The organism is Chryseobacterium sp. IT-36CA2, assembly GCF_949767875.1.
Taxonomy (GTDB): Bacteria; Bacteroidota; Bacteroidia; order Flavobacteriales; family Weeksellaceae; genus Chryseobacterium.
In genome coordinates, this window is the sequence record NZ_CATKPG010000023.1 from 300,851 (window position 1) to 314,541 (window position 13,691).

Annotated in this window: 10 protein-coding genes; 3 read left to right on the plus strand and 7 right to left on the minus strand. The window is 37.9% G+C overall.

Features of this window, described 5'->3' with window-relative positions; genetic code table 11:
- Positions 1-60 precede the first annotated feature (60 nt).
- The 4 genes from ACM6F9_RS18295 to ACM6F9_RS18310 all read right to left on the minus strand — a co-directional run bounded on the left by ACM6F9_RS18295 (position 61) and on the right by ACM6F9_RS18310 (position 4,645).
- Positions 61-981, minus strand: a complete 921-nt coding sequence (locus tag ACM6F9_RS18295) for a carbohydrate kinase family protein (RefSeq protein WP_414847030.1) — start codon at positions 979-981, stop codon at positions 61-63.
- A 61-nt stretch (positions 982-1,042) separates the two neighbouring features.
- Positions 1,043-1,768, minus strand: coding sequence for a hypothetical protein (locus ACM6F9_RS18300; protein ID WP_414847031.1), 726 nt, complete (start codon positions 1,766-1,768; stop codon positions 1,043-1,045).
- Positions 1,769-1,854: 86 nt separating this feature from the next.
- Positions 1,855-3,201, minus strand: a complete 1,347-nt coding sequence (locus ACM6F9_RS18305; protein WP_414847032.1) for an MFS transporter — start codon at positions 3,199-3,201, stop codon at positions 1,855-1,857.
- Positions 3,202-3,208: 7 nt separating this feature from the next.
- Positions 3,209-4,645: a mannitol dehydrogenase family protein gene (locus tag ACM6F9_RS18310; RefSeq protein ID WP_414847033.1), complete on the minus strand. Its 1,437-nt coding sequence runs from the start codon at positions 4,643-4,645 to the stop codon at positions 3,209-3,211.
- 163 nt (positions 4,646-4,808) lie between these two features.
- On the opposite strand from ACM6F9_RS18310, the gene ACM6F9_RS18315 reads away from it, so the two are divergent.
- Together ACM6F9_RS18315 and lgt are read left to right on the plus strand one after the other, a co-directional pair.
- A complete protein-coding gene (locus tag ACM6F9_RS18315; RefSeq protein WP_414847034.1) occupies positions 4,809-5,813 on the plus strand; it encodes a LacI family DNA-binding transcriptional regulator in 1,005 nt (334 codons plus the stop codon).
- A gap of 141 nt (positions 5,814-5,954) precedes the next feature.
- Positions 5,955-6,791 (plus strand): prolipoprotein diacylglyceryl transferase, encoded by an 837-nt coding sequence (gene lgt, locus ACM6F9_RS18320; protein WP_414847035.1) that lies wholly within the window; start codon positions 5,955-5,957, stop codon positions 6,789-6,791.
- A gap of 78 nt (positions 6,792-6,869) precedes the next feature.
- On the opposite strand, the gene ACM6F9_RS18325 is transcribed toward lgt, so the two are convergent.
- Entirely contained in the window at positions 6,870-7,625 is a 756-nt protein-coding gene (locus ACM6F9_RS18325; RefSeq protein WP_414847036.1) for an SDR family oxidoreductase, read from the minus strand.
- A 693-nt stretch (positions 7,626-8,318) separates the two neighbouring features.
- On the opposite strand from ACM6F9_RS18325, the gene ACM6F9_RS18330 reads away from it, so the two are divergent.
- Entirely contained in the window at positions 8,319-8,741 is a 423-nt protein-coding gene (locus ACM6F9_RS18330) for a cold shock domain-containing protein (RefSeq protein ID WP_105683902.1), read from the plus strand.
- 373 nt (positions 8,742-9,114) lie between these two features.
- Here the strand turns inward: ACM6F9_RS18330 and ACM6F9_RS18335 are convergent, their stop codons facing one another.
- Positions 9,115-10,566, minus strand: a complete 1,452-nt coding sequence (locus ACM6F9_RS18335) for a TolC family protein (RefSeq protein ID WP_414847037.1) — start codon at positions 10,564-10,566, stop codon at positions 9,115-9,117.
- Positions 10,547-13,669: an efflux RND transporter permease subunit gene (locus tag ACM6F9_RS18340; RefSeq protein WP_414847038.1), complete on the minus strand. Its 3,123-nt coding sequence runs from the start codon at positions 13,667-13,669 to the stop codon at positions 10,547-10,549. Before ACM6F9_RS18340 ends, ACM6F9_RS18335 begins: the two co-directional genes overlap by 20 nt.
- Between the last annotated feature and the right edge of the window lie 22 nt (positions 13,670-13,691).

Consider the following 13,691-nt stretch of genomic DNA (forward strand, 5'->3'; position numbering starts at 1 on the left):
CCTAAAGTTACCAAATGTTTCATCAAGAATCATTTTAAATTAACATGAGATTCTACCAATTTAGCTTAAAACTGATACCGGATGTTCGTTCTTAAATCTGATAAAATCTTCTAATGAATATTCCGGGCATGCGCCTTCCTGTGAGGTAATAAATGCTCCCAGAGACACTGCCTGAGTCATAATTTCATGAATAGTACTTCCCTTTTCTAATTTTTTGGAAAGAAATCCTGCCAGGAATGAATCTCCGCTCCCTACAGTATCTTTTACAGTAACCGGTATGGTGGGATACAGATAAAAATTATCCCAGGAGGCATAAAGAGCTCCCTTACTTCCTTTGGAAATAATAATTTCTTCGAGATCAAACTGATCCTGCAGATATTTTATGCCGTCTTCTTCCGTGGTGTAATCTTTTCCTAAAAAATCAAGCATCATACGCATTTCTGCTTTGTTGAATTTAGCAAGATGGGTTTTATGGAGTAGATCTTTAATCATCCCCACTTCATAATAAGGTTCTCTGAGATTGATATCAAAGACATTATAATCGCTCACTTCAAGCAACTGAAATAATGTATTTCTGGATTTCTCATTTCTGGCAGCCAGTGTTCCAAATACCAATGCATCTGTTGTCTTGAGAATTTCCTGATTTTCCGGAGTCGCTTCAATAAAATCCCAAGCTACGCCTTCCACTATATCATAATGAGCATCGTTATTTTCATCTACCGTAGCAATTACCGTACTTGTTGGGTATTCAGTATTGATCTGAACATGATCTGCAGGAATATTCCAGTTTTTCATTTTATCCAAAAGGTCACGCCCAAGCTGATCATCACCGATACTGCTTATCATATTGACTTCTACGCCCATTTTGGAAAGATGATAGGCTACGTTAAAAGGTGCACCACCTACTCTTTTCTGTTCTCCCGGAAAAATATCCCAGAGCACTTCTCCAAAACATACTGCTTTATTTTTTTTGTATTCCATTATATAAAAATAATTAAATGTATTGATTTTGTAAAAAATTTACTTTTTGAATTTCCTCGTTTCAGAATGAATAAACCTGTACAGAAAACTGAAGAAACGCATTATTGTTTACCGGATTCCACATTCCCCATATTCCTACAGGAATTTTATAGCCTTCAATGGTAAAACTTTTAGAAACAATTAGACTTATCTCATTGAATCCCGAATCTTTAGCAAAGAAATTATTCTTTTCTCCATGACTGTCTAAAGCAAAAGCATAGCCTGCTCTTCCCCTTACCTCAAGGTTATCTTTTTTGTATAAAGGATATTCTCCCGACACAAATGATGAATATTTATTCCCTGTGTTTTCACTGTTTCTGTCTCTTCCAAAAACAACTGTATTCCAGCTGAGCACCAAAGGAAATTGATCACTTATAGTATAATAAGATCTGAAATCCCAAAAACGTCCGGTTTCTTTCGCGGAATAATTAAAAAACTCCTTGTTGTTATAGGTAGCTCCAGGTGAAAAGTTATAAATATCCCATAATTCCACCGTAAGATGTTTGTTCTTGTATCCTATATAATTATTGAATTCTTTATAGGAACCATCAAAATTACCCCCTGCCCAGAATCCTGCATAAAAATTTTTATAATCAAGATGTAGGTCCCCGGTATAAATAAATCCCGCAGAGACTTCAATACCACGCCACAAATGGCTATTTCTAAGCTGCAATGCTGAATGTACTTCCTGTGCACCTAAGCAGGTTCCTACAAAAGAGGAAACAAGTAGTAAGTAGTTTTTTAACATGATTCAAGTGTTTTTTAAGATTGTAGTTATCCTGCATCCAGTAGTAGTCTACAGGATAATTACTTTAGTTAAAAGAAAATATATGATTAGTGAATAAGGTCTTTTTCTCTTATACGCGATCCGAACAAGGCGTAAGTAAGCATCAGCAGTTCACAGACTACCGTAAGCCACCATGTCCATCTCCATGATCCTAAAATATCAGCTAAACCTCCCTGAATAAGGGTAAATACAGCTCCACCAAATACGGCAGAAATAAAAATACCGGATGCTTTTGAGGTATATTTGTTCAATCCTTTAATGGAAAGCGTGTAAATACAACTCCACATGGATGAATGCAGAAGTCCGATAGCGACAAGAAACCAAAGATTCTGAGTAATCATCGATACCATTGCTAGTATTGTAGCCAACACTGTGGTTGTAATCAGTTGAGTTCTTGCAGAAATCTTACTGAAGAAACTTGACACCGCTCTTCCTACCAGAAAACCTCCCCAATATAATGTTGATAGTAATGCATGAATTCCTAAATCCATTCCTCCGACAATAATATCAGTTTTTCCGAAAAATGTGATTGGGTGGCCGGAATCCATCAACTCAAAAGCATATAAATTAATATTAGCACCTATCGCAACTTCAGTTCCTACATAAAAAAAGATGGCTAAAACTCCCAATACAAAATGCCTGAACGACCAGATGCTTCTCTCCAGTTTTTCCTCTCCCACCACTCTTGTGTGAGCCAGATCAGGAAGATGAAGTCTTTTCGTGATAATCATGACTGTAAGGATGCAGACAATCAATACAGAAAGCGGAAGTAAAAGCTGCCTGATTTCTATATTTTCAATGGAAATTCCGCTGAACATCACTACCGTTACGAAGAAAGGTGCAGAAGTAGTTCCGATAGAGTTGATAGCCGTCAGAATATTCAAACGCTGTACAGGCTGAGTTCCTTTCAATTCATAGGAAGCAGCGTAAGGATTTACCACCACCTGAATGATTGCTGCGGATGTTCCCATTAAATAAGAACCGATAACAAAAACGATAAATCCAACAGGAATAACGGCATCTTTTATGCTAAATTTCAAATCAGGATAATGATCACCAACCCACGATGAACACAAATACATAAAAAGGCCGGAAATCATAAAGAAAAGCCCGCGCAAAATTGTATTCTTATATCCAAAGGCATTCACCCATTTGCTTCCCAATGTTCCGTTCAGGAGATATCCTAAAAAGAAGAAGAAGGAAATCAAAGTAGTAAATGTGTTTTTCAGGCTGCCCGCATGGCTCAGAAAAGTAAATTTCAGGGGTGCCTGCAACTGTTCATTCACAGTGGTCAGAAAACCTACGATAAAATAGATAAACGTAATGATCGCAAACGGCAGTATAGCATTGTTTGTTTTGTTGTCTGAAGTGGTGATACCTGGATTTATCTGCATGGCTTGATTATTTTATGATGGATTGTAAAACTGAGGCGGTTCCTGAATTTTTTATATCTTCTACAAAACTGTTGTACTGTTTTATGAATTGTTCAGAAGCTTTGAGCTGGACTCCTTTAAAAGCTGACAGCTCCAAAAAGTCTTGTGGATTTTCACTTGCAATAAGCTTTTGATCATTCTCTGTAATCCAGGGTTCTGTAGTTTCAAATGTATTCCCCTGATCATCTGTTTTATATTTTAAATAATGTCTGTAGGAAGCAATAAGAAAAGCCGGTCTGGTAAGGTCTTTCGCTCCTTTTATCATGTTGTCAAGATTAGGAACGATATATACCGGGAATTTTGAAATTCCGTCGAAGCACAAACGGCTCACCTGATCGCTTACACTGTGATTCGCAAATCTTTCGATCAGTGTTTTTTTGTATTTTTCCAGGTCTGTATTTTCCGGAGCAGGAACAAAAGGTGTAATATCCTTATCCATAAAATCCCTAATGAATTTTACCAGATTTTCATCTTCCATCGCCTGGTCTACTTTGCGGTACCCCATTAAGAAAGCCGGATAAGATAAGAGGGTGTGGGAAGCATTTAACAGGCTTAATTTCATATTTTCAAATGCAGTTACGTCATTCGTAAATTCTACCCCTACTCTTTCCCAGGCTGGCCTTCCTGCAATAAAATCATCTTCTATCACCCATTGTGTAAAGTCTTCACAGTAGACAGGAGCACGATCATCTGTTCCGTTTTTTTTGTTTAACCTTTCAATATCTTCGGGAATTGTTGCCGGAGTAATACGGTCTACCATACTGTTCGGGAAGGTTACATTTTCTTTTACCCATGCTGCCAGTTCTACATCCTGCACTTCTATGAATGACATAAAAGCTCTTTTTGCCGTATTTCCATTATGCTGAAGGTTATCGCATGAAAGTATTGTGATAGCTCCGCTATTTTGAATTTTTCTCTGGCGCAGCCCTTCTGCAACAAAGCCAAAAACAGTAGTAGGACAGGAAGGATTTTTCAAATCATGCTGTATTTTCTCATCTTCCAATATAAATTCTCCGGTTTCTTTATCCAGATTATAGCCTCCTTCTGTAATGGTCAACGTAATAATCTTCACAGAACTGTCTGAAATTTTTTTCACTACAGCCACCGGATTTTCTATTCCCCAGATCAGCTCCTTTAAAGAACCTATTTTATACACCTCATCTTTTCCATTTCTTCCGCAAACGGTAAGAGAATACTGAAGATTCTGAACTCTTAAGTTCTTTACGATCTTTTCATCTGACGGCAGCAGACATACGCCACAAATTCCCCAATCCTTCTGATCTTCATCATTGAGAAGCATATTCGTATAAAACTGCTGGTGAGCCCTGTGAAAGTTCCCTACTCCAATATGTAAGATTCCTGTTCGGATTCCCGATACATCATAATTGTAATAAATCATATTCATAACCGTAAATTTGTTATCATATTAACCAATTCGTTAAAACTATATTAACAAATGATTAACAAGACATTTTTTTTACAAAATTCAAATTGGGAACGTTCCCAAAAATCAGGGAACGTTCCCAATTGCCTATTTTTTTATTATTTTTAGCCAAAAAACAAGGCTGATGAGACGTATTACTATTAAAGATCTATCCAAATTTTTGTCATTATCTACCTCTACCATCTCCAGAGCGCTGCTTCATGATAAAAATGTGAATGAAGAAACAAGAAAAAGAGTGCTGGATGCGGCAGAAAAATTGGGCTATAAACCGAACCTTACCGCCTTGAATTTACAATCCGGACAATCCAGAACAATAGGGTTTGTAGTACCGGAAATGATTACTCCTTTTTCCTCCACGGTTTTGAAAGGGATTCAGAATATCCTATATCCTCTGGGATACCGTATCATCATTACTCAGTCTGATGAAGATCCTCTTATTGAAAGGAAAAATCTTCAGCTTCTGGAAGAATTTAATGTAGACGCTATTATTATTAATCTCTGCCATGAAACTCACAATAATGATATTTACCAAAGCATTATGGATAAAGGAACTCCTTTAATATTTTTCGACAGGATTCCTCATAAATCTCTGGATGTCTCGAAGGTGATTATTGATGATTCTATTAAAGCGGCATTAATGGTGGAGTACTTAATTAAGACCGGAAGGAAAAGAATTGTCCACATCATGGGCCCTTCAACCATCCGAAATGCGGTTGAAAGAGTGAACGGATATAAGCGTATTCTGATGAAATACAATATTTTTGACGAAAACCTGGTTATACAAACAGATGGGATGACTTTCGAACATGGAAAAAAAGCGGTTAAACAACTATTAAATAAGAATATAGAGTTTGACAGCATTTTTGCTTTTAGTGATACCTTAGCCATGGGAGCGATGAATCTTCTTCTTGAACAAAAAGTAAGGATACCTGAGGAAGTGTCTATAGCAAGCTTTTCGGGTACAGAATTGTCAACCATGGTATATCCTCAGCTGACCAGCGTACAGCAGCCTTTGGAAAAAATGGGTGAAGCGGCGGCAGAACTGGCTTTGGAAAAGATCAAAAACAGTCTACTCCCAAGCAGAACTGTATTAATGGATGCAGAGCTGGTGTACAGAGCTTCTACCTAAATGAATTTAATAGTAATATATTTTGTAATCCATATAAGGCAAAAGACAATAAAATATTCGTAACCCATTAAAATTCAAGGAATAAATCCTAAAAACTGTCCCATTCTGTTCAGAAAATCCTATTTTCTTATCTTTGCAGCAATGAATTTATTATATATCAACTGGGATATTAATCCCGAAATCGTTAATATCTTAGGACTTCCCATAAAATATTACGGATTACTTTTCCTTGCAGGGCTTGTTTTATCACTCAATATTTTAAAAAGAATTTATAAAAAAGAAGGTCTCAGCACACAGGCCCATGAAGCTTTATTTTCCTATGCATTGATAGGAATTTTAGTGGGTGCAAGATTGGGGCATTGTCTTTTTTATGATTTTGATTATTATTCCCAGCATCCGATTGAGGTATTTTTACCTATTCAGAAAGATGTGGATGGAGCTTACCATTTTACAGGATTTGCTGGTCTTGCCAGTCATGGTGGTGGTATAGGATTGGTGATTATGCTTCTTATATATGCCAGAAAGTATTCGATCCCGTTCATGACCGTTTTGGATTCCATAGCAATTGTACTTCCGTTGGGAGGTACTTTTATCAGGCTTGCCAATCTTATGAATTCTGAAATCATAGGAACTCCCACCAATGTTCCGTGGGCGTTTATTTTTCGTCAGGTAGATGATCTTCCGAGACATCCTGCCCAGCTTTATGAAGCCATTTCTTATTTTATTATTTTCCTTCTGGTATATTTTATTTATAGAAAAAATATATTTAAGATCGGAAAAGGATTTTACTTAGGTGCCAGTATTCTGTTGATCTTCATTATGAGAATTCTGATTGAGTTTATCAAGGTAGACCAGGTAGAATTCGAACACGGGATGAGTCTGAATATGGGACAGCTACTGAGTATTCCGTTTGTTCTTCTCGGATTATTCTTTATTATCAAAAGTATATTGGAAAAAGGAAAGGCTAAAACGGCTTAACTCCTTGATTTCTTTTTAAATAAAAACTCACTGAAAATTGCTTTCAGTGAGTTTATTTTTTAATGGATCTGTTATAGATTATCTTGTTGTATAACCTCCGTTGGCAAAAATGGTCTGCCCGGTAATCCACCAGCCTTCTGTTACCAGAAATTCTACCAATGGAGCGATATCTTTAATATCGGTAAGTCCTCCCAATGCAGATGCAGATTTATGATAAGCCACCGCATCATCGGTTTCCTGTCCATAGAAAAAAGGAGTATCCATTGGACCAGGTGCTACAGCCGTTACGGAGATTCCTCTGGCACCAAATTCTTTGGAAGCCGCTCTTGTAAAATGCTCAACCGGTGCTTTTGCTCCTGCATAAGTGGAATACAACCCTGTGTAGGCCGCCAGCAATGAAGTAACAATGGTACAGATTTTCCCCTGGTCGTTCAGTTTTTTACCCGCTTCCTGCAAAAAGAAGTAAGCCGACTTGGAATTGACATTGAACATGGTATCGTATTCTTCCTCTGTAGTTTCAGCAAATGGTTTTTTCAGGACCATTCCTACGGTATTGATCGCAATATCCACCCCTCCGAAACGGGAAATGGTTTCATCAAAAAACTTAGAGATATTGTCTACTTTGGTAAGATCTCCCTGAAATAAGAATGCTTCAGCTCCTAAAGCCTGAACCTCAGCAAGTGTTTTTTCACTGTCTGCTTTCGAGCTTTCGCTGTTATAGTGTATGGCCAGTTTTGCTCCTTTTGCGGCAAAATCTCTACTTAATAGCCCTCCCAGGTTTTTACCTCCTCCTGCAATTAAAACAACTTTTCCTTTTACATTTTGTGTTGACATGTTTTTATATTTAAATGTTAATGAAGCAAAGATGGATCATAAAAATCGTCTCAACATGGTGAAATTTTCGGGAATTGTATAAAAATTCAACAAAATTTTCAATTTCCTATTTAAATCAAAACAGAAATATTTATTTTTTTATACAAACAGCACATTTCAATAGAATTCTATTTACCAGCCAGATACGGGTTGAAATACTGCTTTTTGATTAAACACATCCATATAATTCACTAATAGCCATCTATTTTAGGCATAACATTTGATACTCTCCCACCCGTATTATACACCACTTCATTTTATAATATATTTTTTTATAATCCTCAGCATTCTGAGGATTTTTTTATTACCCTTTAAGACTTTCTAGTACATCTTACATTAAGACCGTAAAACCATTTCTGATAATCAATCATTTAAAACAGGATTATTCATTTTATTGTTGTATATTTGTACATTATTAATCAGGCCACCACTTTGTTTTCTGTAACGACCCGAATATTTTTATTCAGTCTTTGCTTTTTGAGCAGTCATCTTTTTAACTTTTATTCTTCTATTAAGAACAATACTTGTCGGAATTTTAAAGCTCTGTATGATTGGGATTATCCAAAACAGAAAACAATACCAGGCTTTATAGGGGTCTAAAACAGACCAGATTGAACCAATTAATTTATAGAAACTAAATACTAAAAATAATTTATGGCAGATTCTTTTTCTAAAAAGGAAAATTTCAAGAAAAAAATTCAAAAGCAAAAAGAAAAGGCGCTAAGACGCGAAGAACGTAAAACGAACAACAACAAAGGAGCGGAGGATGTCTTCATGTATGTAGACGAATTCGGAAGATTAACTTCTACTCCACCTGAACAAAGACAGGAAGTAAACCTTGATGATATTCAGCTGGGTGCTGCTCCTATTATTGAGGAAGATCCAAGAAAAACAGGAATTGTTACTTTCCTGAGTGAAAAAGGATATGGCTTCATTACTGAAGACAATAACAAAGAAAATATCTTCTTCCACAACAACAACTGTGCGGAGCCTGTGAAAAAAGGAAACAAAGTATCTTTCGAAAAAGAGAAGTCTCCTAAAGGATTTTCTGCGGTTGAAATTCAACTTGTTAAATAAAAAAACATAAAATATTCTGCCACACAGCAGATTTATTTTAAACAATACAAAAAGAGACTGTCCTTCCGGGCAGTCTCTTTTTTAATCATATAAAAAAACTATCTCAACTTGTAATAAGTTAGATTCTGTTAAAAAGAAACTCAGGAGTACCTGTCTGAAAACTCAGGGTGGCAGTATTATATACTTTACCCTTATCAGAGCTTTCCTGACATGTTCTTCTGAGTTTTCATGGTTAGTTATTTTCTTTACTGTAAAGATCCTGGAATTAATTCGATTTTCATTACGGGAATCCGTAAGACATACTTAAAATTTTCAACATAAAAGAAGCCGTCTTAAAAAAAGACGACTTCTCCCATCGTAAAAAAAGTAAAAATTAATCCAGTTTCCCTCCCAGTGCTTTAAACAGCAGGACGTTGTTTCTGGTATTCTGGTGCTGGAATTGCAATAAATCCAGTTCAGCGGTTAGTTTGCTTTTCTGAGAATTGATCAATTCAAAATAATTGGCATATCCTGTCAGATACAGATCATTGGAAACCTCTACACCACGGTCAAGGAAACCTACTTCTTCTGATTTCAGCTTCAAAACACGTTCATAGATCTTGGTCTGTTTCAGAATAGACTGCAGTTCATTAAAAGCGGTTGTGATACTTTTCTGATAGTTTAAAAAAGCAATTTCCTGCTCCTTGCTTGCCACTTTAAATTCATATTTCAGCTGTCCTTTATTGAAAACAGGAACCATTAATCCACCCAACAGCTGCCCAGCCAGTGAACTTGGCTTGAAGAACGTTTCTACAGAAAAAGAATTCAGTCCAAAACCGGCCCCAAGATCAATTTTAGGATAAAAAGCAGCTCTCGCAGCCTTTGCATCAGCCTGAGAAGCCTCCAAAACATAATAATTGGCAGCAACATCCGGTCTGGAATGGATGACGTTTTCTACATTAATAGTCTTATTTAATACTTCCATATTGGTAGGCATCAGGATTTTCCCGCGTTTTACATCTCCGCCGTAGCTTCCTGTTAATGTTGTGATCGCCTGTTCTACTGTGACAATTTCCACTCTTATGTGTTCAATCTCTGCCAGCCAGTTGTTATTCTGCGCTTTGAACTGCTGAACCGCTAATTCTGTGGCTTTTCCTACTTCACGTTGTGCCAAAACAATCTCAAAAGCTCTTTGCTGAAGCTTATAATTCTTCTGATAAATGGCAAGACGGTTGTCTAAAGCAACCAACTGATAATACAGATTAGCAATATCTGTAAAAAGTTCTACCTGCAATAATCTCAGACCTTCTGTGGAAGCCAGAAATTTCTTCTGGGCAGCAATCTTCTTATTCTTCAGTTTTCCCCAGGCATCAATTTCCCAGCTGCTTCTTGCTCCTACCCAGTAATTAGGCGTAAAATCTCTGTTGATTTTCTGATTTTCCGTAATATTGGGTGAAAGATTGGTATCATAGTTCCCCACCCCTTCCATGGTATATTTTCCGTAACGGTTACCGGAAGCTTCAACACCTACTTCTAGTGAAGGTAACAAGTCCATCTTTGATCTTTGAAGGAAGCTATTGGCAATTTCTACTCTCTGCTGAGCAATCTGGAAATCCGGATTAGCCTGAACCACTTTATCAAAAAGCTCCAGCAGGTTCGGATCTGTAAAATAGGCCTTCAGGTTAATCTGTTGGAATTCATCGGCAGATTTATTCTTATCAGCTTTGATGATCTCCTCTGGTAATTCCTGGGCTTTTTTCAGCTCTGTTATTTTGGGAACAGCACACGAAACCAGCGTAAGTGATGCTATTCCATACAATATATTTCTATGATTTAATCTTTTCATCTTTCTTCTTATTTTCAAGTTTTGCAAAGAATATATACAGTCCGGGGATCACGACCAGTCCGAAGATGGTTCCAATTAACATTCCTCCAGCTGCAGCAGTACCAATGGAACGGTTACCGATCGCTCCCGCTCCTGATGCAATACATAATGGAATAAGTCCTGCTACAAATGCAAAAGAAGTCATCAAAATAGGTCTCAGACGCTGTCTTGCCCCTTCAATAGCGGCCGGAATGATATCAAATCCCTGCTTGTTTCTTGCTACGGCAAATTCTACGATCAGAATGGCATTTTTGGCCAGAAGCCCGATCAACATCACCAATGCGACCTGTGCATAGATATTATTATCCAGTCCCATCATTACCAACGCAATGTAAGATCCGAAAATTCCTGTCGGAAGACTTAATAATACAGGCATCGGAAGAAGGAAACTTTCGTATTGTGCTGCTAATAAAAGGTACACGAACAAAAGACAGATCGCGAAGATATAAACCGTCTGGTTTCCTGATAAGATTTCTTCTCTTGTCATCCCGGACCACTCAATATCAAATCCTCTTGGTAAAGTCTCTTTAGCTACACGTTCTACTGCTGCAATGGCGTCTCCGGAACTATAACCGTCTGCGGGTTCTCCGTTGATCATGGCAGACATATACATATTATATCTCGTCAAAACTTCAGGTCCGTATACCTTTTCAATGGTAATGAATGTGGAAAAAGGAACCATTTCACCTTTATCATTTTTTAAATATAAATTCAAAATACTTTCAGGGGTATCTCTGTGCTCCGGACTTGCCTGCACCATTACTTTATACATCTGGCTGAAACGGATAAAATTCGTGGCGTAATAAGATCCCAGCATGGTTTGTAGTGTAGACATTGCGTTGTCTACTGATACTCCTTTCTTCGCTGCCATATCATAATCTACATTGATCATATATTGCGGAAAAGTAGCATCAAAGCTGGTAAAATTGTTCTGCAACTCGGGAGCTTCGTTTAATTTTTTAACAAAGTCCTTCGTGATCTTATCTGTATTTTCGATGGTACCTCCGGTTCTGTCGAGCAAACGCAATTCAAAACCACTGGTATTACCGAAACCTGGAACGGTTGGTGGTGCAAAAATCTCAATCTGTGCATCTGCAATGCTTTTTGTTTTATCAGAAAGCTCTGCAATAAGGTCATTCACTGAAATACTTCTTTCTTTCCAGTCTTTAAGGTTAATCATCGCCATTCCGTAAGATGAACCTGCTATCTCAGTTACAATACTGTATCCCGCAAGTGTGGTCACGTTTTCTACCCCTTTGATCTTCTTGGCAATAACGGTAACTTCATCCAGCACTTTTTCTGTTCTTTCTACCGTTGCTCCCTGTGGAGTTGTAACGCTTACATACACCATTCCCTGATCTTCCATCGGAATAAACCCTGTCGGAAGGAATCTGCTGGTCACAAAAGTAAGCCCGACAAATAAAAACAACAATCCGAATGTCACTGTAGTTCTTGTGGCAAATTTTGATAAAACACCTACATAACCATTCGTTAGTCTTTCAAAACCGGTATTGAAACTCTGGAAAGCCCTGTCAATAAAGGTTTTCTTTTTATCGTGATTGTGAGGTTTTAAAATAATAGCACAAAGTGCTGGAGTAAGCGTCAATGCATTCACTCCGGAAATTACAATACTGATGGCTAACGTTAATGAAAACTGGCGGTAAAATACTCCCACAGGACCATCAAGGAACGCTACAGGAATAAATACAGCAGACATGACAATCGTAATCGCTACTACAGCTCCTGCAATTTCTTTGGTGGCACTGATGGTGGCATCCATAGCATTCATTCCTTCTTCCATTTTCACATGGACGGCCTCAACGACGACAATGGCGTTATCCACCACAATTCCGATGGCGAGCACCAAAGCGAACAATGTCAAAAGATTGACAGAGAAATCCAGCATATTCATGAAGGCAAATGTTCCTACCAAAGCTACCGGAACAGCCAGCACAGGAATCAACGTGGAACGCCAGTCCTGAAGGAAAATAAATACCACAATTCCTACAAGAATAAAGGCTTCGATAAGAGTTGTCAGTACCGCACTGATGGAAGCATCCAGGAATCTGGAAACATCATAAGCCATGTTATATTCCATTCCGGGAGGGAAGGAAGTGACTTTTAATTCTTCCATTTTTGCTTTTACGCTTTCAATAACTTCGGAAGCGTTGGAACCGGGACGCTGCTTCATCATGATGGATGCAGAAGGTCTTCCGTCTGTTTTGGAAACCATTCCGTAGTTCATCGCTCCAAATTCCACTTTGGCAATATCTTTAAGCTTTAAAATAGTTCCGTCCACATCAGATCTGATGGGAACTTCTTCATATTGTTTAGGCTCAAAAAACTTTCCTTTATATTTGATGACATACTGAAGCTGGCTGGAGGTTTTTCCAGATGTTTCCCCTACTTTTCCGGGTGCTGCAGAAATATTCTGTTTTTGCAAAGAAGTAATGACTTCATCTGCAGAAATACTATAAGCTGCCATTTTTTGAGGATCCAGCCACACTCTCATTGAGTATTCTTTCTGTCCCATGATTTCTGCACGTCCTACTCCATCAATACGTTTCAGCTCCTGAAGGACGTTAATATCCGTAAAGTTATAAATGAACTGCTCATCCTGGCTCGGGTCTGTACTGGTGATATTGAGGTACATCAGCATACTGTTTACCTCTTTTTCAGTAGTTACACCGGCTCTGATTACCTCTTCAGGAAGCTCATCCAATATCGTAGTTACTCTGTTCTGAACATTTACTGCTGCTACATCCGGATCTGTTCCTACTTCAAAGAAAACCTGAATAAGGGTAAGACCGTCATTAGAAGTCACCGTAGACATATAAGTCATTCCCGGTACTCCGTTAATTGCACGTTCCAGAGGAAGAGCTACCGCATTGGCGGATACTTCGGCATTCGCTCCTGTATATTTTGCCGTAACGGTTACTGAAGGCGGTACAATATCAGGAAACTGGGTGATCGGCATCTTCAGTAAAGCCATAATTCCCAGCAAAACAAATAATATGGAAATAACCAACGAAAGAACCTTTCGTCTTATAAACATTTCTACCATAGTCAATTGATTTAAAGATTAT